Source organism: Nocardioides jishulii (genome assembly GCF_006007965.1).
Taxonomy (GTDB): Bacteria; Actinomycetota; Actinomycetes; order Propionibacteriales; family Nocardioidaceae; genus Nocardioides; species Nocardioides jishulii.
Genome location: NZ_CP040748.1, coordinates 3,191,983 through 3,210,756 on the forward strand (window position 1 = coordinate 3,191,983; position 18,774 = coordinate 3,210,756).

Below are 18,774 nucleotides of genomic sequence, written 5' to 3' on the forward strand. Positions count from 1 at the left end.
GGGCTTCCGCCGTCACCTCGGGGCAGGCTCGAACACGACCTCGCCGTCACGCCTCAGCGCACGCAGGTGACCGGGCAGGTCGATCCACTTCTGGCCCCGCCAGGCGGTGACGAGCTCCTCGGTCGCGAGCACGTGGGCGTGGAAGAGCTCGGCGTCGATCGCCCCCGCGCGCACCGCCGCGGCGCGCAGCACGCGACGGCGTACGGCGGCGGGCAGGCCTCCCAGGCCCGTGGCGAGGAGGGCGTCGGGACGGGCCAGCCACTCCTCGGCGATCTCGTCGAGCGCCTCCATGTCGACGCGCAACGAGTCGGCGGTGCGCGCCAGCGTCTCGGCGACGCCCGGGCCCAGCTGCTGCTCCAGCACCGGCAGGACGTCCCTGCGCACCCGCGAGCGCAGGAAGCGGGGGTCGGCGTTGTGCGGGTCGGACCAGAACGTGATGCCCTCGGCGACGCAGGCCGCCTCGGTCTGCGCCCGGCGTACGTCGAGCAACGGGCGGCGGTAGCGGTCGAACTCGCGACGCATCCCCGCGACCGAACGGCCCCCGCTGCCCCGGGTCAGTCCCAGCAGGACGGTCTCGGCCTGGTCGTCGAGCGTGTGGCCCAGCAGCACCGCCGCGGCCCCGACGCGCTCGGCCACCTGGTCGAGCACGGCGTAGCGGGCCTGACGGGCAGCGGCCTCGGGGCCCTGCCCCTCCCCGGAGACGGTGACGGTGACGGCGTAGGTCTCGTCCGCACCCAGGGCGCTCATCTGGCTGACGGTGTGGCGGGCCTGGTCGCGGGACCCCTCCTGGAGGCCGTGGTCGACGGTCACCCCGACCACCCGGTCGCCGGTGCTGCGCGCCTCGAAGACGCAGGCCGACAGCAGGGCCAGGGAGTCCGCTCCCCCGCTGCAGGCGACGAGGACGACGCGGTCGTCCTCGGGAGGCAGTGCCGCCAGCACCCGGCGTACGCCCAGGCGCACCGCCGCGACCGCAGGGTGCAGAGTCATCGCAGAGTCATCGCAGGGTCATCGCAGGGTCATCCGTGCACGCGGGCGACCCAGGCGGCCGGGTCGTGGATCTCCGCCTTGGTGGGCAGGTGCTCCGGCCCCTCCCACACGGCGTTGAAGCCGTCCATCCCGACGGTCTCGACGACCTGGCGGACGAAGACGGCACCGTCGCGGTACTGCGCCATCTTGGCCTCGAGGCCGAGGAGGCGACGGACCAGGCGGTCGAGCGATCCGGTGCCGCCGCGACGCTGGGTGAACTTGCGGCGGATCTCGGCCACCGAGGGGATGACCGAAGGGCCGACGCCGTCCATCACCACGTCGGCGTGGCCCTCCAGCAACGACATGACGGCGGTGACGCGCTCCAGGAGCTCGCGCTGCTCGGGGCTGCTGAGCACCTCCACCAGGCTCCCGCTGCCCTCGCCGCGGGCCACCTCGGCGGCGCGCTTGAGCACGTCGCCGATGACCAGCTGGGGGTCGACCGTGCCGGTGACCTCGCCGATCAGGCTGCGCAGGTGGTCGCGCATCCACGGCACGGCCGTGAACTGCACGCGGTGGGTCTCCTCGTGGAGGCAGACCCAGAGCCGGAAGTCGCTCGGGTCGACCTGGAGCTCACGTTCGATGTGGACGACGTTGGGAGCGACCAGCAGCAGCCGGCCTGCCGGACCGTGGAAGGGGTCGAACTGGCCGAGCACCTTGGAGGAGAGGAAGCCGAGCACGGCGCCGACCTCGGCGCCGGTGACGCGCGAGCCGACGGCGTGGGTGAGGCTGCCCTGCTTCGGCGCGCCGCGCTTCTCGGTCAGCTTCGAGACGACCGGGTCCATCAGCGTCGCGAACGACTCGGTGTTGGCCGTGATCCATCCGGTGCGGTCGACGACGAGCACGGGGGCGCGGTCGTCCTGGGCCTTCAGGCCGGTGAAACCGTGGACCAGCGTCGTGGAACGGGCCGCCCCCGCCCGCAGCTCGGCCACGACCTCGGCGGCCTGGGTCGCGTCGATCGTCGGCGGCGCCGGAGCGGCTCGCGTGCCCACCCGGGCCGCGAACTCCCAGTCGATCATCTGGCCGGAGCCGTGTGCGCCCTGGCTCTCGCCCTCGGTGTGCCTCATGGCGCGACACTAGCCAACCGCGCCCAGCGGCGAGGCGTCCACGCCTCAGTTGGTCGAGCCCGCCCCGCAGGAGCAGTCGGCCAGCGCGGCGGCGGCCTCGTCCAGGGCGGCACGGGCGGCGAGGCTCTTCTCCGGAGCAACCCGGTCGGCGCCGACGACGAAGATCATCGGCGTGCCGTCGGCCCCGGTCACGATCCCGGCCAGGGCGTGGACGCCGGTCAGGGTGCCCGTCTTGGCGCGCACCCGGCCCAGACCACCCTCCTGGTCGTCGAAGCGCGACGTGAGCGACCCCGTGAAGCCGGCCACCGGGAGGCCCTCGATCGCCGCCCGCAGGTCGGGGTTGTCGGGCGAGGAGGCGGCCCGGATGACGTCGACGAGCGTGCGCACGGCGAAGCGGTTGTCGCGCGAGAGGCCCGAGCCGTCGTACTGCTTCCACCCGGTCAGGTCGACGGCGAGGCTGCTCAGCGCCTCGCCCACGGCGCGGGTGCCGGCCTCACTGCTGGCCTCCCCGAGCGCGACCCGTCCCACGTGGCGCAGGATGACCTCGGTGGTCTCGTTGTCGGAGACGTCGAGCAGGCGCTGCACGATCTGGTCGACCGGCGCGGAGGTGACCGAGGCGATCTTCTCGGCGCGTGGCTGCGCCCGTCCCGCCCGGACCCGGTTGACCTTGATCCCCTCGCGACGCAGGGCGCGGGCGAAGACCCCGGCGGCGGCGCGGGCGGGGTCGTCGACCCGGCCCCAGCCGCTGGGGTCGTGGCCCGAGTCCACCCACAGCGCGCTGATCGGGGCGACGACCTGGTCGGGGACGTACGAGGGCTCCCAGTGCGGGTTGACGGCGGGGCCGGTGAAGAGGGAGTCGTCGTAGGAGAGCCGGACGCGGGCCCGGCCGCGCTGGCGCAGGCCCTCGGCGGTGCGCTCGGCGAGGGTCTCCACGTCGGCGCGCGCCGGCCAGGCCTTGGGGTCGGGCTTGCTCGCCAGGAGCGGGTCGCCGCCCCCGACGAGCACGATCTCGCCGACCCCTCCCTCGACGACGGTGGTGTCGAAGGTGGCGCCGGGGCCGAGCGTACGCAGCGCCGCGACGGCCGTGAGCAGCTTGGTGGTCGAGGCGGGGAGCAGCGGGTCCTTGCCGCGCGCGAACACCGGCTCGGACCCGTCCAGGGCAGCGACCGCCGCGACGACGTGGGGCCCGAGGTCCGGGTCCCGGAGACGGGGAGCGAGCGCTCGTCGCACGGCGGCGGCGTCGAGGGGGGTCGGGGCAGCGGGCTCGGCGACCGGCTCGGCCTCCTCGACCCGCGGCAGGTCGAGGCCTCCCGGCAGGGCCACGGCGGCGGGGTCGTCGAGGGGGTCGCCGCCCTTCCACCCCAGGTGGGCGGGACCCCAGCGGTACTCGTCGGCGGCGACCGCACCGCCCAGCAGGGCGGCCACCATCAGGAAGGGAAGGACCAGTGCAACCCGACCTGGGCCGCGGCGCGGGGCGCGCTCCCGCGTAGGATGCTCTGCGTCACGTCGCGCCACTGATGGTCCTCCCGAATGTGTGTGCTGGCCCATTGTGCGCGACACTGACCGGCGGCAGTAAGCCGGCGGCGTCCCACGACGCTGCCGAGTGCCAGGGGGATCACCGCGGACACGTGGCCCCGACAAGTCTTTCAGGCAACACACGATGACGAGGTGAATGCGGTGCTGGAGTTCGACGTGCTGGTCGAGATCCCCAAGGGTGAGCGCAACAAGTACGAGGTCGACCACGAGTCCGGGCGCCTGCGCCTCGACCGGATGCTGTTCACCTCGACGGCCTACCCGACCGACTACGGCTACATCGAGAACACCCTGGGCCAGGACGGCGACCCGCTCGACGCCATGGTCATCCTCCAGTCCCCCACCTTCCCGGGCTGCCTGATCAAGTGCCGCGCGATCGGCATGTTCCGCATGACCGACGAGGCCGGCGGCGACGACAAGGTCCTCTGCGTGCCGTCCTCGGACCCGCGCCTGGAGCACCTGCGCGACATCAACCACGTCTCCAAGTTCGACCGCCTGGAGATCCAGCACTTCTTCGAGGTCTACAAGGACCTCGAGCCCGGCAAGTCCGTCGAGGGTGCTGACTGGGTCGGCCGCGCCGAGGCCGAGGCCGAGGTCCGCGCCTCCTTCGAGCGCGCGAAGAACACCCCCGGCTTCCACTGAGCCACGCGTCCTCCGACTGCCCCGTACGCCTCGGCGTGCGGGGCAGTCGCCATTTCCGGCCCTCATTCCCGGTCGCGGTCCGGCTGCACCCGCAGCGTGCCCAGCGTCTGAGCGAGCATCTGGTAGTGCCCGACCAGCAGGAGCAGCTCGATGCAGGTGCGCTCGTCGAGCTGCTGGCGCAAGCGTGACCAGGTGGCGTCGCTGAGGTCGTGGTCACGGTGCAGCTCGTCGGTGACCTCCAGGAGCAGGCGCTCGCGCCGGCTCCAGCCTTCGGCGCTCGGACCAGCCACCACCCGCTCCAGCTCGACCGGCCCGATGCCCGCGCGCGCACCGAGGCGCGCATGGTGGGTGAACTCGTAGTCCGACCCCGTCAGCGTCGCCACCCGCAGGATCACCAGCTCGGTCTCGCGCCGCGGCAGCCGACCGCCCGGCATCAGTCGCCCGGCGAAGTGCAGCCATCCCCAGAAGAGTCCTCGGTGGCGACCCAGCGTCAGGAAGATCGCGGGGGGCTCGGTCCCGGTCACCCGGCCTGCGACCCGGGAGAGCCCCGCGACCACGGGTCCGACCTCGCGCCAGCCGCCGGGGGCGATGCGCGGCGTACGCTGCGTGGCCCTCACTCCGCCCGCCTGGCAAGACCGACCTCGGGCAGCGCGCGGTTGGCCCCCGCGCTCATCGCCCTCATGGCGAGCACGTAGACGGCCGGCAGGTGGCGCTGCAGCCAGTGGATGACGCGGATGTCGGGCGAGGTGTAGACCCAGTACCGGTTGCGTCGCACCCCGGCCAGGATCGACTCGGCCGCCTGCGTCGGCGTGACCGCCCGGGCCCGGAAGCGTGCGTGCAACCGCTCGAACCGAGGGGTCGCCTTGTCGATGCCCGCGATGGTGACGGTCTCGGTCAGCGGCGTGGCCACCCCGCCCGGGCAGACGAGGCTGACGCCGATCCCGTGGCGGGCCAGGTCGAAGCGCAGCACCTCGGAGACGCCGCGCAGCCCGAACTTGCTGGCGCTGTAGGCCGCGTGCCACGGCATCCCGATGATCCCCGCGGCCGACGACACGTTGACCAGGTGACCACCGCGTCCCGCTTCCACCATCGGCGGCACCAGCGTCTCGATGACGTGGACAGGACCCATCAGGTTGACGTCGACCAGCCGTTGCCAGTGGTGGTGCTCCAGGCTCTGCACGGTGCCCCAGGTGGAGATGCCAGCGATGTTCATGACCACGTCCATGGGCCCCGAGGTCGCGGTGACCTCCGCGGCGACCCGGCGCACCGCTGCGAGGTCCGAGACGTCGGCCGGGGCGGCGTACGCCACGGTGCCGCCCCGCTGCCGGATGCCCGTCACGACCTCGTCGAGCCGGGAGCCGTCCAGGTCGGTCAGGTGCAGCACGGCTCCCTGCGCGCCGGCCATCTCGGCGGTGGCGCGGCCGATCCCGCTGGCGGCGCCGGTGAGGAAGACGTTGAGCCCGGACAGGTCGCGCAGGCGGCGTGGTCGTCGTGCCATCACGGCAGTGTGGCAGAGATCACGCCGCCTGACTCCCCCTGGCGCTCAGCCGATCAGCGACTCGGCGCGCAGCAGCTCGCGCGGCACGGCGAACGCGTCGACCAGGTCGCCCGCGATCGGGCGAACCTTGCGGCACAGCACGTTGACCTCGGCAGTGATTGCCTTGGAGCGCTGGACCGTGAGTCGTCCGTGCTCCATGAACCAGGCGCGGTCGGCCTCGATCGTGGAGAGCGCGTGCAGGTCGCAGAGCAGGTGGAGGGCGACCTTCTCGTCCCCCTCCTCCATCGTCTCCAGCTTGTCGACGAAGGCCTCCAGCACCAGACGCTCGACGTGGGCGCGGGCGGTGGCGATGACGTGGTCCTGCACCGACGAGAAGACGTCGCCACCGTTGCCGCCGCGGTCGACCTGGCCCTTGATGCGCCGCGCGACCCCGCCGATCATGTGCTCCTCGCGGAAGCGCAGCATGGCGAGCTGGTAGTCGGGGTCGAGCAGGCCGGCCTCGGAGTCCCAGTCGTCCTCGCTGCCACCGGGAAGGGCGTCCTTGATGCGCTCGAGCAGCTTGTGGACGTTGGTCTTCTCCAGCACCGTGTCGACCGCCATCCCGGCGACGAAGCGGACCATGCCGAACTGGTCCATGTCGGCGAAGCCCGACGAGTAGTCGGTGAGCAGGCCCTTGGCGACCAGCTGGAGCAGGACGTGGTTGTCACCCTCGAAGGTGGTGAAGACGTCGGTGTCGGCCTTGAGCGCGGCGAACCGGTTCTCGGCCAGGTAGCCCGCGCCACCACACGCCTCGCGACACTCCTGGATCACCCGCGTCGCGTGCCACGTGCCCAGGGCCTTCGTGCCCGCGGCGCGCGACTCCAGCAGCTTGCGCGACTTCTCGTCGGCGTCAGGCGAGGAGAAGACCTCGTGCAGGTCGGCGGCGACGACCTCCTGGGCGAAGTGCAGGGCGTACGTCCTGGCGAGCAGCGGCAGCAGTCGGCGCTGGTGCATGCCGTAGTCGAGGAGCAGCTGCTCGGTGCCCTCCTCGCCGGCCTCGAACTGGCGGCGACGGTCGGCATACTTCACCGCGACCGTCATCGCCACCTTCGCGGCGTTGATGCCGGCGCCGCCGACGCTGACCCGGCCCTGGACGAGCGTGCCGAGCATGGTGAAGAAGCGGCGGCCCTGCGACTCGATGTCGCTCGAGTAGATGCCCTCGGGGCTGACCGAGGCGAAACGGTCGAGCATGTTGGCGCGTGGCACGCGCACGCCGTCGAACCAGAGGCGACCGTTGTCGACGCCGTTGAGGCCGAGCTTGGTGCCGCAGTCCTCGATGCGCACGCCCGGGGCAGGCTCCCCGTCGACCCGGATCGGGACGACGATCGCGTGCACGCCGTGCTGCTCACCGGCGACCTCGAGCTGGGCGAAGACGACGGCCAGCTCACCGTGGCGAGCGGCGTTGCCGATGTAGTCCTTGCGTGCCGCGTCGTGCGGGGTGGTGAGGACGAACTCCTCGGTGGTCGGGTCGTAGACCGCAGTGGTCTCGATGTCGGCCACGTTGGAGCCGTGGCCGCTCTCGGTCATCGCGAAGCAGCCGAGCAGGCGGCCCGACGCGATGTCGGCGATCCACCGGTCGTGGTGCGCCTTGGTGCCGAGCTGGAGGATGGCTCCCCCGAAGAGCCCGAACTGCACACCGACCTTGGTCAGCACCGAGAGGTCACCGAAGGCGAGGGTCTCGAAGGCGGCGATCGAGGCACCGATGTCGCCGCCACCGCCGTACTCCTTCGGCAGGCCCATGGCCGTGGCACCCGTGCCGGCCAGCTCGACGACGACGTCGCGCACGCGGTCGCGGTAGTCGTCCTTGCCCAGGTCGTCAGCCTCGGCGAGCAGGTCGGCATGGTCGACGAGCCGCTTGCGGACCTCCTCGCGCACCTCGGCGTGGGGACCGTCGAGGAAGCGGGTCAGCGAGGGGACGTCGATCGACAGCCGGCCCGACGGCGGGTGGACGTCGGCGAGCGGGTCGGGGATCGACTCCCGGGGCGCATCAGCGGAGTCGCCGGTGCTGCCAGCAGGTGAGGAGGAGGAAGCGGTGTCGGCCGTCATGAGCGAGAGGCTACCGGCGGGGCGCACACCCCAAACCCGGTTGTGACCGCCCCGACACCGCGGTCAGGGACGCGTGAAGAAGTTGGGACTGCGCCAGTAGTACATCGACTCCCTGACCACCGGGGCGTCCGGTGCGCGGAGCGTGGATGATCTGGCCGTCACCGACGTAGAGCGCGACGTGGAAGATCGTGTCCGGGTTGCTCGTGTTGGACCAGAAGACCAGGTCACCCTTGCGCAGGTTGCTCGCCTTGATCGGGGTGGTGGCGCGGTACTGGCCGACCGACCAGTGCGGCAGCGACTTGCCGCCGGCGGCCCAAGCCTTCATCGTCAGGCCCGAGCAGTCCCAGGAGTTGGGCCCGGCAGCGCCCCAGACGTAGGGCTCGCCGAGCTGGGCAGCGGCATAGTTGGCCGCCGCGGCGGCACCCTTGGCGGGCGCCGGGGCTGGCACCGGAGCGGGGTCCGGCTTGGGCTGGGGCTTCGGCGCAGGCGCCGGCGCCGGCGTCGGCCTGGGCTCGTCACTGGGCGCGGGCTTCGGCTCGGGCTTCGGCGAGGGCGTCGGCTGGGGCGTCGGCTGGGGAGCGGGCGCCGGGTCGGGCTGGCGCTCCTGCTCACGCTGCTGCTCACGGCGACGGGCCTCCTCGGCCTCCTCGGCCGCCTTCGCCTCGAGCGCCTGCTGCCGACGGGTGGCCAGCTCGACGCTGATCCCCTCGAGGGTGGCCAGCTCGGCGATCAGCTCGGTCTTGCGGGCCGCAATCGCCTCGGCCTCGGCGAGGGCAGTGGTGGCGGCGCCGGCTGCGGCGTCGCGCAGCGTGCGCGACTTCTTCTCGAGCGCGGCGGCCTCCGCCTCGGCGGTCTCGGCCTGGCGCGAGGAGAGCTCCGCGACCGTGGCGGAGGCCCGGAACTGGTCGTAGCGACCCTCCAGGGCGCCGACCGCGTTGTCCATGGTGACCCGCTGCTGCACGAAGGCCTGGATGCCGTCGGACTCGAGCACCGCCGCGACACCGGCGATCTCGGGCGACGACTGGTAGGAGCGCACGAGGGCGTCGCCGTACGCGCGCTGCTGACGGCGTACGCCGGTCGCGGCGGCGTCGGCGGCGGCACGCGCGTCCATCGCTGCGGCCTTCGCCTCCTCGAGCTGCCACAGCGCACCGTTGTAGGCCTCGGCCGCCTGGGCGGCGGCGACCGCCGAGGTCTCGAGACGCGCGTTGGCGACGGCAAGGTCAGCCTTCACACCGGCGACGGCACGGGCCTTGCTCCGGGCCGCTGACTCCGCGGCCTCGACCTCGCCCTGCGAGGGCGGCTCGTCGGCCCAGGAGACGGCCCCGGTGAGTCCGGAGACCAGCGCGACGGCGAGACCGGCTGCGAGCGTGTGGCGCAGGCGCACTGGGTTCCCTTCGGGTGGTCACGGGTGTGGGCCGGACCGGGCGACGGGGGCGGCGGAGGCGACTCCGCCGCGCGCACCGTCAGCCGGTTCACAGCAGCACCTCAGGCGGCTTCCCCACCGCCCGAGGCACATCCGGAACGTTAGTGCTCATCCGTCACATTGGAAACAGTTTTCACAGAAAAACTTAAAAACTCCGGCGTGTCGGCTTGACTGATTACACGATTGTCATTCCGAACTACACGGTTGTCATTCACACCCCCGGGTGGCTGACGCGACGTCCCTCACCGACACTCCCGCCCGGGAGCCCGCCGAAATGCGCAGCGCCCCGACACCGAGTGTCGGGGCGCTGCAGACGCGGCTGGGGACGAGGTCAGGTCTCGCGTGACCTGACCGTGGCTGGTTCGGGCTCGGGCGGCTCGACGTCGGAGACCTCACCGAGGGCCTCCCGCAGGGCCTTCTTGGAGAACTTCTGCCCGGCGGCCCAGCCACCCACGGCGAAGGAGACCAGCGCGATGGCGATGCCGGCGATGTCGTCGGCCACGTAGTGCCAACCGAAGTAGAGGGTCGCCACGATCGTCACGCCGAAGTTCGACCAGGCGAGGATCTTCACCCAGCGGTTGCGCACCGTGTACTGGATCATCAGGGCCCACAGCAGCGTCACGCCGGTGTGCAGGCTCGCAAACGCAGCCACCGACTGCACCCTCCTGGGGTCGCCGTCGTGGAGCACCGACTTGCGTCCGTAGAAGAGCGAGTCCATCAGCTCGCTGGTCCCGGTGTTGGGCAGGTCGGTGAAGAGCCAGTGGTAGCGGAAGCCGGGGCCGAGGCTCGGCAGGCAGTAGTACATGGCCGTGCCCAGGGTCCAGACCAGCACCTGGGAGGTGATGAACCAGTAGCCGAAGCGCAGGTTGCGCGACCACACCAGGTAGACGGCAACCATGATCGCGACCAGCGGCAGGAAGGCGACGTAGACCGTGGAGAGGAAGTGCGCCGAGATGCCGGTGCCGAAGATCGAGTGGAGCACCGACGCCGGCTCGTGGCCGAAGAACATGGCCCGGTCGAGCACGTGCAGCTCACGGTCGTACTTGGTCTCACCCATCACGAACGGCAGGTAGGACTTGATGTTGCGGTAGCTCACGTAGGTCACGTAGAAGCACCCGATGCCCACGACCACGAGGATCCAGCGGGCCTTGGTCCAGTGCGTGGTCCACCGGTTCTTGATGGCCGCCCACCCGGTCCTCGGTCGCGCACGGCCGACCCAGAAGTACTGGGGGACCATGTCTGCGCCGAGCGCCGCGAGCACCAGCAGGGGAAGCCGAAGGAAGCTCGGACCGAGGAAGCCCTCGGGGTCGATGAACTTGCGGTCCAGCACCGTGGACATGACGAGGGCGGTGATGCCCATGAGGGCGGTCGTCCCGATCAGGACGACGTGAGCGCGGCGATACACGCGCGCCATCGTATCCATCGGCCGGTCACGGCCACCCGGCGCGCGTCGGGAGCGTGACGCATCCCGCACTGCGCGTGGTGTGCGGTGTCACCCCGTGGGCTCGGGCGCCGTCGCCATCCTCGTCGCGTCGACCGAGAGTCGTACGCTCGCACCCACCGCGAGCGGGCGCCCCAGCGGCGCCACGGCGTCGACGACCCCGACCTCGTCGAGCTCGACCTGCAGCCGCAGCTGCTCGGGCGTCGAGGTCACGGCCAGCACCCGCCCGCCCAGGGGTCCGACGTCGTCGACGTGGAGCGCCGAGCGACGCAGGGCGATCCACCGCGTCGGCCCCACCCCGGCGGCGCGGCAGAGCACCTCGGCCGCCTCCCCGGTGCGGACGCCCGCGTAGCCCAGGAACGTGGCAGTCGGCGGGGTCGCCGGGTGCGCCCAGAGGTCGGCGATCGGGCCGTGCTGGACCACCTGCCCGTCGAACATCACCGCCATCGTGTCGGCGACGGCGAAGGCTTCGTCGTGGTCGTGGGTCACCATCACCGCGGTCGTGCCGGCGGCGCGCAGGATCTCGCGCAGGTCGGCGGCCAGGCTCTCGCGCAGCGTGGCGTCGAGGGCGGAGAGTGGCTCGTCGAGCAGCAGCAGTCGCGGTGCGACCGCCAGCGCGCGGGCGAGCGCGACCCGCTGCCGCTCACCGCCCGACAGGGTCGCAGGGCTGCGGTCGCCGTAGCCAGCCAGTCCGACGATCCCGAGCAGCTCGTCCACGCGGGCGGCGACCTCGACGCGCGGTCGGCGCCGCAGCCTGAGGGGATAACCGACGTTGCGGGCGACCGAGAGGTGGCCGAAGAGCTGCCCGTCCTGGAACATCAGGGCGAAGCCGCGCTTGTGGGTGGGCACCCCCGCCAGGTCGGCCCCGTCGAAGACGATCCGTCCTCCGGTCAACGGTTCCAGCCCGGCCAGGGCGCGCAGCAGCGTCGACTTGCCGCACCCTGAGGGGCCCAGCACCGCCAGGACCTCGCCGCGCGCCACCGCCAGGGAGACGTCCCGCACCGCGGGGACGCCGGCGTACGCGACGTCGACCTGCTCGAGGCGCAGGAGCTCGCCCCCGCGCTCGTCGCTGCCCGTCACGCTGCCCGTCATCTCGGCGCTCTCCTCATCCGTCACAGTCTCGGTCACAGGATCGGTCATCACATGGCTCCCAGGCTCGGCACCCGCAGCTGCTCCACGGCCAGCATGACCAACGCGGTGGTGGCGGCGAGCACCACCGAGGCGGCCAGCGCCATGCCGTAGTTCATCTCGCCCGGGTGGCCCAGCAGCCGGAAGATCACCACCGGCAGCGTGGGTGCCTCGTCGCGCACCAGGAAGCTCGTCGCCCCGAACTCTCCGAGCGACGCGGCGAAGGCGAAGCCGCTGGCCGCGAGCAACGGCTTCCAGACCACCGGCACCTCGACGGTCAGCCAGGTCCGCCAGGCCCCGGCGCCCAACGACGCCGCCGCCTGGCGCTGCCGGTCGTCGATGCCGGCGAGCACCGGCACCAGCGTCCGGACCACCAGCGGCAGGGCGACCAGCGCCTGGGCGATCGGCACCAGCAGGGGCGAGTCGCGCAGGTCCAGCGGGCCGGAGTCGAGCGTCACCAGGAGGCCGAAGCCCAGGGTCACCGCAGAGACCCCCAGGGGCAGCATGAAGACGGCGTCGAGCGCACTGCGTACGCGCCGCTCGGCCGGCGAGTGCGACCGCCGGGTCACCACCACCGCGAGCAGCAGCCCCAGCCCCAGCGCCATCCAGGTCGCGTCCACGGCAATGCGCAGCGACGAGGCCAGCGCATCGGTGACGGGCACCAGCAGCGCCTGGTCGCTGCCGCGACCGGCCAGGGCCCGGTAGTTGTCCAGGCTCCACTCCCCGCCGACACGCAGCGAGCCCTGCACCAGGGTGATGATCGGCAGGGCCACGAAGGCCAGCGTCAGCGCGGTCACGGCCAGGGCCGGGGCGTCGGCCGGGCGCACGCGGCGCGGGGCGGACGTACGCCGTGCCACCGGCGCCCCGGGGGCGCGGAAGCGGGCCGTCAGCGCCAGCAGAACGACGACCACGACGAGCTGCAGGACCGAGAGGGCCGCTGCGGCGCGCAGGTCGAAGAGCGAGGTGGTGAGCAGGTAGATCTCGGTCTCCACGGTGGCCCACCGCACCCCGCCCAGCGTCAGCACGACGCCGAACGAGGTGGCGCAGAAGAGGAAGACCACCGAGGTCGCGCTCACCACCGAGCCGCGCAGCGCCGGCCACGTGACGGTGGTGAGCACCTGGAAGGGCGTCGCGCCCAACGCCGCGGCGGCCTCACCAGGACGCGGGTCCAGCGACTCCCACGCTGCGCCCACGGTGCGGATCACCACGGCGGCGTTGAAGAAGGCCAGGCCCAGCACCACCGCGACCGGCCCCTGCTCCCAGCCCAGGAAGCCCAGCGGTCCGCCCTCGCCCAGGACGTCGCGGAAGGCCACGCCGACCACGATGGTCGGCAGCACGAACGGCACCAGCAGCACGGCGCGGACCAGCCGGCGCGCGGGGAGGTCGAGTCGGGAGAGGACGTACGCCGAGGGGAGGCCCAGCAGCAACGACAGCACCGTGCCCGCGGTCGCGGAGGCCAGGGTGAAGCCGAGCACCCGCCCCACCCGGGGTCGGGCCAGCACCTCCAGCACGCCGAGCGGGTCGAAGGTGCCGTCGACGACGAAGCCGCGACCCACCATGCCCGCGACGGGCAGCAGGAAGAAGAGCGTGAGCACGACCAGCGGCCCGGCCGCCAGCGCGGCCAGGCCAGCCAGCCTGCCCAGCTTCGCTCGGTCCACCGTCGGTCGGTCCAGCGCTCGACGCACCATCAGCACGGACCGGGCCTCAGCGGGTGACGACGTCGGTCCACTCCTCGAGCCAGGTGTCGCGGTTGGCCGCGATCTCCGCCGGGGCGACCTCCCAGGCGTCGTCGGGCTCGGGGGCGTTGGCGCTCCACTCCTGGGGCACGCTGACCTCACCGCTGACGGGGCGGACGTACATCGAGCCCGGCAGCGCGGCCTGCACCTCGGGGCCGAGCAGGAACTCGACGAGCTCCTGGGCGCCCTCGGGGTTCTTCGCGCCCTTCAGCACGCCGGCGTACTCGACCTGGCGGAAGCAGGTGTCGAGCAGGGCGGCGGTGGTGGAGCGACCTCCGGGACCGTCCAGGGTGAAGGCGGGCGAGGAGTCGTAGGAGAGCACGACCGGGCGGGTGCCCTTCTCCCCTCCGGCGCTGAACTCGCCGTAGTAGGCCTCTGTCCAGCCGTCGACGATCTTGAGGCCGTTGTCGAGCAGGTCGCGCCAGTAGTCGTCCCACTTCTCACCGAAGGCGGCGCGGGTGGCGAGCAGGAAGGCCATGCCGGGCGAGGAGCTGGAGGCGCTCGAGACCGCGGTGAGGTCCTCGTACGCCGGCTTGGCGAGGTCCTCCAGGGAGGAGGGCGCCTCGAGCTTCCGCTTCGCGAACCACGCCGAGTCGACGTTGATGCAGACGCTCGCCTGGTCGACGGGCGCGAGCAGGTCGCCCCCCTCGGCCAGGGCGAACCGCTCGGCCCCCTCGGGCAGCTCGGCGTCGTAGGGCTCGAAGACCCCGGCGTCGAGCACGCGGGAGGCGAAGGTGTTGTCGATCCCGAAGGCGACGTCACCCGAGGGGTTGTCGGCGGAGAGCGCGAGCTTGGTGGCCAGGGCCCCGGCGTCGCTGGAGGCGCGCACCACCAGCTCCAGGCCGGTCTCGTCCTCGAAGGCGTCGACCACCTCGTCGGGCAGGGCGAACGACTCGTGGGTGACCAGGACGACCTGGTCGGCGCGGTCGGCCTTCTCCGAGTCGCCGCCGATCAGGCTGCAGCCGGTGAGGGCCAGGACCATCGTGGTGGTGGCGGCGAGCGCCGGGATCCGCCTACGGGCAGGCACGGACATCTTCTGACTCCCTTCGCCGGTATTAACCGGAGCAGGTTCGTAGGGTCTGCGGCTGGTCCGCACTCTCAGCCCGTGTCACGGGCTCCCCTGTCTGACGCGCACACCATACGCCTGTGGGACACGTCGTGGTTCGTGCGTCCGGTGGCCGACGCGTCACCGCCTCTCCCCTAGGTTCGGGGTCGTGCCCCTCTTCCCCGCTGGATCGCCGAGCCTGCTGCACCAGGTGGTCGCGACAGTGCTCCCGCGGGTGCGGCGCGCTCGCGACCTCGACGACGCGGCCCTGGAGCGCCGCCGCATCGTCACCTGGCAGCAGACGCAGGAGCCCGGGTTGCCGACCCGGCTGGTGCCCGGGTTCTCGCGGCGCTTCGACGTCGAGGTCGACACCTGCACGGGCTTTCCGACGTACGTCCTCACGCCACGCGACGTGCCCGTCACCCGCACCGTCCTGTACGGCCACGGTGGCGGCTTCGTGAAGCCGATCGACGTCTTCCACGTCCGCTACACCGCGATCCTCGCGCGGCGTCTCGGCGCCCGGATCGTCATGCCTGACTACCCCCTCGCCCCGACCCACACATGGCGCGACTCCCACGACGACCTCGTCGACCTCGCGGTGGCCTGGGCCGAGCACGCCGACGCCACCGGCGAGCGTCCCCTGACCCTGATGGGCGACTCGGCCGGGGGCGGGCTGGTGCTGGCGCTCGCGCAGACGATGCGTGACCGCGTACGCCGTGACGGGTCCGGCGCCGTGGCCGGGTCGATGGTGCTGCACGCGCCCTGGGCCGACCTCACCTCCACGGCCCCGGGCACCGAGGAGTTCGCGCTGCGCGACCCGTGGCTCTTCCTCTCCAAGATCCGGCTCTACGCGGAGTGGTGGGCGGGCTCGCCCGACGACCTCGTCCGGCCCGAGGTCTCCCCCGCCCTGGCCGACCTGTCGGACCTGCCCCCGACGCTGATGCTCCACGGCACCCGCGACACCCTCGCCGCGGCCTGCCGCCTCCTGGTGCGCCGGGCCGAGGAAGCCGGGTGGGACCTGACGAGCGTCGAGGAGCACGACCTCCTCCACGTCTACAGCCTCTTCCCGGTCATCCCGGAGGGACGGCGCGCGATGCGCCAGGTGCTCGAGTTCCTGGCGTGAGCCCGGCTCGTCCTTGTGCCACCCATGCGGTCGGCGCACACTGGGGCGAGGTGATCCTTCGCCCCTCGGAGGTGACTCGATGGACACCCTCCTGACCGACTCCCGCGCCACGCACCAGCTCCTCGAGAAGCAGCTCGCGCGAGCCCGAGGGGCTCATCCCTCCGGCGACCCGGACCGGCCCCGCGACCAGTACCCGCCGGTCGACACCTTCCTGGCGACCGCGAGCCGGCACCTCGGCGCCACCGCCGCGGTACTGGTCCCGGCAGCCAACAAGCGCCTTCCCGACGGCTCCACCCGGACGAAGGCCTACCTCGCCCAGACGCGGCAGCTGGCGATGGCCATGGCCCAGGTGAAGGCCAAGCTCTACGGCTCCGCCTATGCGGTGAACAGCAGCTGGAAGGCCATCTGGGACGCCGTCGAGGCCGAGCTCGACGCCCTGGAACCGCTGGAGGACGACCTGGCCCACGAGCTCGACGAGCACCACCGCGAGGGCGAGTCGGACCTCCTGGTCGAGCTCCACCGGGCCGAGCTCCACTCCCCGACCCGACCGCACCCCTACATCCCGCAGCAGGGAGTGCCGGGCAAGGTGGCACGCTCCGTCGCGCGTCGCGTCGACGCCTTCTGGGACACCGCCGAGGGCCGGATGATCCCCGAGCCGATCCACCACCACGACCGCCGCGGCCAGGGGTTGCTGGTCCAGTACCTGCTCGCCGACCCCCACCTCGAGAGCTGGCCGGTGGCTCCGGAGGACCTGGCGGCGATGGACGTGGACGACCTCGAGCGAACCGTGCAGGACATGCATCGCCAGCTCTCCGCCGACCCGGATCGTCGGTCCGAGGCGCACGTGTCCGGCGAGCCCGCGCCCGAGGACGGGGAGGACCCGTCCCGCTGACCCACCGGCACCGTCCACGGTCGGCCCAGCTCGCCACGGGTCGCGCCACCGTGCGTCATCCCTATGCTGCGACCTGTGGACTACTCCGACGCCTCCCTCGTCGCGGCAGTGGCCGGCGCCGTGGTCGTGGCCATCTCGATCTCCATGCGCGTCGCGGCGCTGGGCATCATCCCGGGCAACCGCAGACCCTCCACCGGCATGGCCTGGCTGCTGCTGGTACTGCTCAACCCGATGGTCGGGTTCATCGGCTTCCTCTTCTTCGGCTCCAACCAGGTGGGCCGCAAGCGGCACCGACGCCTGGAGGAGATCACCGCGCGGATCCGCGAAGGCACCCGCGACCTGCCGCCGCCGGCCTCCGTCGGCTCGTTCTCGCCGGCCGTACGCTCCGCGGTCACCCTCAACCGGACCCTCGGCGCCCTGCCGCTGCACGACGACAACGACGTCCTCCTGCTCCCCGACTACGGCGCCGCCATCGGCACGATGACCCAGGCGGTGCGTGAGGCACGGGAGACGGTCCACGTCGAGTTCTACATCATGGCGTTGGACGAGGTCACCCGTCCGTTCCTCGACGCACTCGTCGAGGCGACCGAGCGCGGCGTGACGGTGCGCCTGCTCTTCGACCACCTCGGCTCCCGTCGGATCCCGGGCTACCGAGGACTCCTGTCCTACCTCCGTTCCAGCCGGATCCACTGGCGTCCGATGCTGCCGATCAAGCCGCTCAGGGGCGCCTTCCGCCGCCCCGACCTGCGCAACCACCGCAAGCTGCTGGTCGTCGACGGCGAGATCGGCTTCACCGGCTCGCTCAACCTCACCGAGCCGGGCTACAACAAGCCCAGGAACCACCGGCTCGGTCGTGAGTGGGTGGAGCTGATGGTGCGGGTCGAGGGGCCGATCGTGGCGTCGCTCGAGGTCGTCTTCGCCGGTGACTGGTGGCTGGAGACCGACGAGGAGCTCCAGGTCGTCGGTCACCGGCCGACCGGTCGGGCCCCCGAGTCGTTGCACCAGGTGCCGTGCCACCTCGTGCCGAGCGGACCGGGCTACCCCAGCGAGAACAACCTGCGCCTCTTCACCACCCTGATCTACGCCGCCCAGCACCGACTCTCGATCACCAGCCCCTACTTCGTCCCCGACGAGTCGCTGCTGTACGCCGTGACCACGGCCGCCCAGCGCGGCGTCGAGGTGGAGCTCTTCGTCTCCGAGCAGTCCGACCAGTTCATGGTCGGCCACGCGCAGGCCTCGTACTACCGCGCGCTGCTGGAGGCCGGCGTACGCATCCACCGCTACCCCGCGCCGTACGTGCTGCACGCCAAGCACTTCACCGTCGACGAGGAGGTCGCCGTCGTGGGCTCCAGCAACATGGACCAGCGGTCGTTCTCGCTGAACTACGAGCTGTCGCTGATGATGGTCCACCCGGGCGTCGTCGCGGCCGTGCGCGAGGTGGAGGACACCTACCGCGCGCTGTCGAAGGAGCTCACCCTCGACGAGTGGGACCGGCGCAGCGTCGGCGCCAAGTACGTCGACAACGTGATGCGGCTGACCAGCGCGCTGCAGTGAGCCGAGCGCGGCCCCCCTGACCCATGTGCGCGGCCCTTTGAGGTCACCAGGTGACCCAAAGGGGCCGCGTTGATGGGCAGCAGGGGCCGGACAGGCGTCAGGCGAGCCCGAGGGTGGTGGCCAGGTCCTTCTTCAGCAGGGCGACGACGCGGTCCCACTCCTCCGGTCCACGACCCTCGGCGGCGGCCTCGAGGCGGTGGCCGTAGCCGGCGAACCGACGCATCCGGGCGGCCAGACGTACGACCGCCTCGGCGACGGCGGCCTGGTCGTCGCCCCAGTGGGTCACCACGTCGTGGGTCTGGGCGACCAGCTCACGGGCGCCGACCTTCTCCAGCTCCGCGGTCACGCCGCGGGCGTGCTCGGCGCGGCCGGCGTCGGTCACGACCCAGGCGTCCGGGCCGTTGCCCCACTTCGCGGTGCCAGCCGCGGCCATGTCCATCAGCTCGGCCTCGCAGTCGGAGTCCGGGAGCTCGCTGACGTAGGAGAGCTCGTCCAGGTCGGTCTCCTCGAGCAGCGCGAGGTAGGTGAGGACCTGGAGGTGGATGTCGGTCAGGTGTTGCGTCACGCCCGACACGGTAACCGCG

General features: G+C 72.2%; 16 protein-coding genes and 1 riboswitch. Of the genes, 4 read left to right on the plus strand and 12 right to left on the minus strand.

The genetic code is table 11. The features are described 5' to 3' along the window. Nucleotides 1-12: 12 nt before the first annotated feature. From tilS to dacB, 3 genes are read right to left on the minus strand one after another with little or no spacing between them, the layout of a single operon-like run. Nucleotides 13-987: a tRNA lysidine(34) synthetase TilS gene (gene tilS / locus FCL41_RS15225; protein ID WP_137064836.1), complete on the minus strand. Its 975-nt coding sequence runs from the start codon at nucleotides 985-987 to the stop codon at nucleotides 13-15. 29 nt (nucleotides 988-1,016) lie between these two features. Further along, a complete protein-coding gene (locus tag FCL41_RS15230) occupies nucleotides 1,017-2,090 on the minus strand; it encodes a zinc-dependent metalloprotease (RefSeq protein WP_239021670.1) in 1,074 nt (357 codons plus the stop codon). A gap of 45 nt (nucleotides 2,091-2,135) precedes the next feature. After that, nucleotides 2,136-3,518 carry a D-alanyl-D-alanine carboxypeptidase/D-alanyl-D-alanine endopeptidase gene (dacB, locus tag FCL41_RS15235; protein WP_170970180.1) on the minus strand — a complete coding sequence of 461 codons (1,383 nt, stop codon included), beginning with the start codon at nucleotides 3,516-3,518 and terminating at the stop codon, nucleotides 2,136-2,138. Between the two features lie 249 nt (nucleotides 3,519-3,767). Here dacB and FCL41_RS15240 point away from each other — a divergent pair, with 249 nt between their 5' ends. Next, entirely contained in the window at nucleotides 3,768-4,265 is a 498-nt protein-coding gene (locus FCL41_RS15240) for an inorganic diphosphatase (RefSeq protein WP_425325790.1), read from the plus strand. Nucleotides 4,266-4,327: 62 nt separating this feature from the next. Here the strand turns inward: FCL41_RS15240 and FCL41_RS15245 are convergent, their stop codons facing one another. The 8 genes from FCL41_RS15245 to FCL41_RS15280 form a co-directional block, all read right to left on the minus strand. Beyond that, the gene (locus tag FCL41_RS15245) at nucleotides 4,328-4,882 is read right to left on the minus strand and encodes a carboxymuconolactone decarboxylase family protein (protein ID WP_137064834.1); all 555 of its coding nucleotides are present in this window, start codon (nucleotides 4,880-4,882) and stop codon (nucleotides 4,328-4,330) included. Then, nucleotides 4,879-5,763 carry an SDR family oxidoreductase gene (locus FCL41_RS15250; RefSeq protein ID WP_137064833.1) on the minus strand — a complete coding sequence of 295 codons (885 nt, stop codon included), beginning with the start codon at nucleotides 5,761-5,763 and terminating at the stop codon, nucleotides 4,879-4,881. Before FCL41_RS15250 ends, FCL41_RS15245 begins: the two co-directional genes overlap by 4 nt. Nucleotides 5,764-5,808: 45 nt before the next feature. Beyond that, complete coding sequence (locus FCL41_RS15255; protein ID WP_137064832.1) at nucleotides 5,809-7,848, minus strand: acyl-CoA dehydrogenase family protein; 2,040 nt, start codon at nucleotides 7,846-7,848, stop codon at nucleotides 5,809-5,811. Between the two features lie 10 nt (nucleotides 7,849-7,858). After that, complete coding sequence (locus tag FCL41_RS17665; protein WP_138868073.1) at nucleotides 7,859-9,232, minus strand: C40 family peptidase; 1,374 nt, start codon at nucleotides 9,230-9,232, stop codon at nucleotides 7,859-7,861. Between the two features lie 370 nt (nucleotides 9,233-9,602). Beyond that, a complete protein-coding gene (locus FCL41_RS15265) occupies nucleotides 9,603-10,685 on the minus strand; it encodes a phosphatase PAP2 family protein (RefSeq protein WP_239021671.1) in 1,083 nt (360 codons plus the stop codon). A gap of 78 nt (nucleotides 10,686-10,763) precedes the next feature. Further along, on the minus strand, nucleotides 10,764-11,852 hold the full coding sequence (locus FCL41_RS15270; protein WP_239021672.1) for an ABC transporter ATP-binding protein: 1,089 nt from the start codon (nucleotides 11,850-11,852) through the stop codon (nucleotides 10,764-10,766). After that, on the minus strand, nucleotides 11,852-13,498 hold the full coding sequence (locus FCL41_RS15275) for an ABC transporter permease (protein ID WP_239021673.1): 1,647 nt from the start codon (nucleotides 13,496-13,498) through the stop codon (nucleotides 11,852-11,854). The genes FCL41_RS15270 and FCL41_RS15275 overlap by 1 nt, the downstream gene beginning before the upstream one ends. 46 nt (nucleotides 13,499-13,544) lie before the next feature. Continuing rightward, the gene (locus tag FCL41_RS15280) at nucleotides 13,545-14,603 is read right to left on the minus strand and encodes a thiamine ABC transporter substrate-binding protein (protein WP_239021674.1); all 1,059 of its coding nucleotides are present in this window, start codon (nucleotides 14,601-14,603) and stop codon (nucleotides 13,545-13,547) included. Continuing rightward, nucleotides 14,601-14,708, minus strand: a riboswitch (TPP riboswitch). (Overlaps the previous gene by 3 nt.) Before the next feature lie 82 nt (nucleotides 14,709-14,790). Here FCL41_RS15280 and FCL41_RS15285 point away from each other — a divergent pair. The 3 genes from FCL41_RS15285 to cls all read left to right on the plus strand — a co-directional run bounded on the left by FCL41_RS15285 (nucleotide 14,791) and on the right by cls (nucleotide 18,190). Next, nucleotides 14,791-15,744, plus strand: a complete 954-nt coding sequence (locus FCL41_RS15285) for an alpha/beta hydrolase (RefSeq protein WP_170970179.1) — start codon at nucleotides 14,791-14,793, stop codon at nucleotides 15,742-15,744. A gap of 79 nt (nucleotides 15,745-15,823) precedes the next feature. Then, entirely contained in the window at nucleotides 15,824-16,636 is an 813-nt protein-coding gene (locus FCL41_RS15290; RefSeq protein WP_137064827.1) for a hypothetical protein, read from the plus strand. Between the two features lie 75 nt (nucleotides 16,637-16,711). Beyond that, nucleotides 16,712-18,190, plus strand: coding sequence for a cardiolipin synthase (cls, locus tag FCL41_RS15295; RefSeq protein ID WP_239021675.1), 1,479 nt, complete (start codon nucleotides 16,712-16,714; stop codon nucleotides 18,188-18,190). 97 nt (nucleotides 18,191-18,287) lie between these two features. On the opposite strand, the gene FCL41_RS15300 is transcribed toward cls, so the two are convergent. Next, nucleotides 18,288-18,755, minus strand: coding sequence for a hypothetical protein (locus FCL41_RS15300; protein ID WP_137064825.1), 468 nt, complete (start codon nucleotides 18,753-18,755; stop codon nucleotides 18,288-18,290). Nucleotides 18,756-18,774 lie beyond the last annotated feature (19 nt).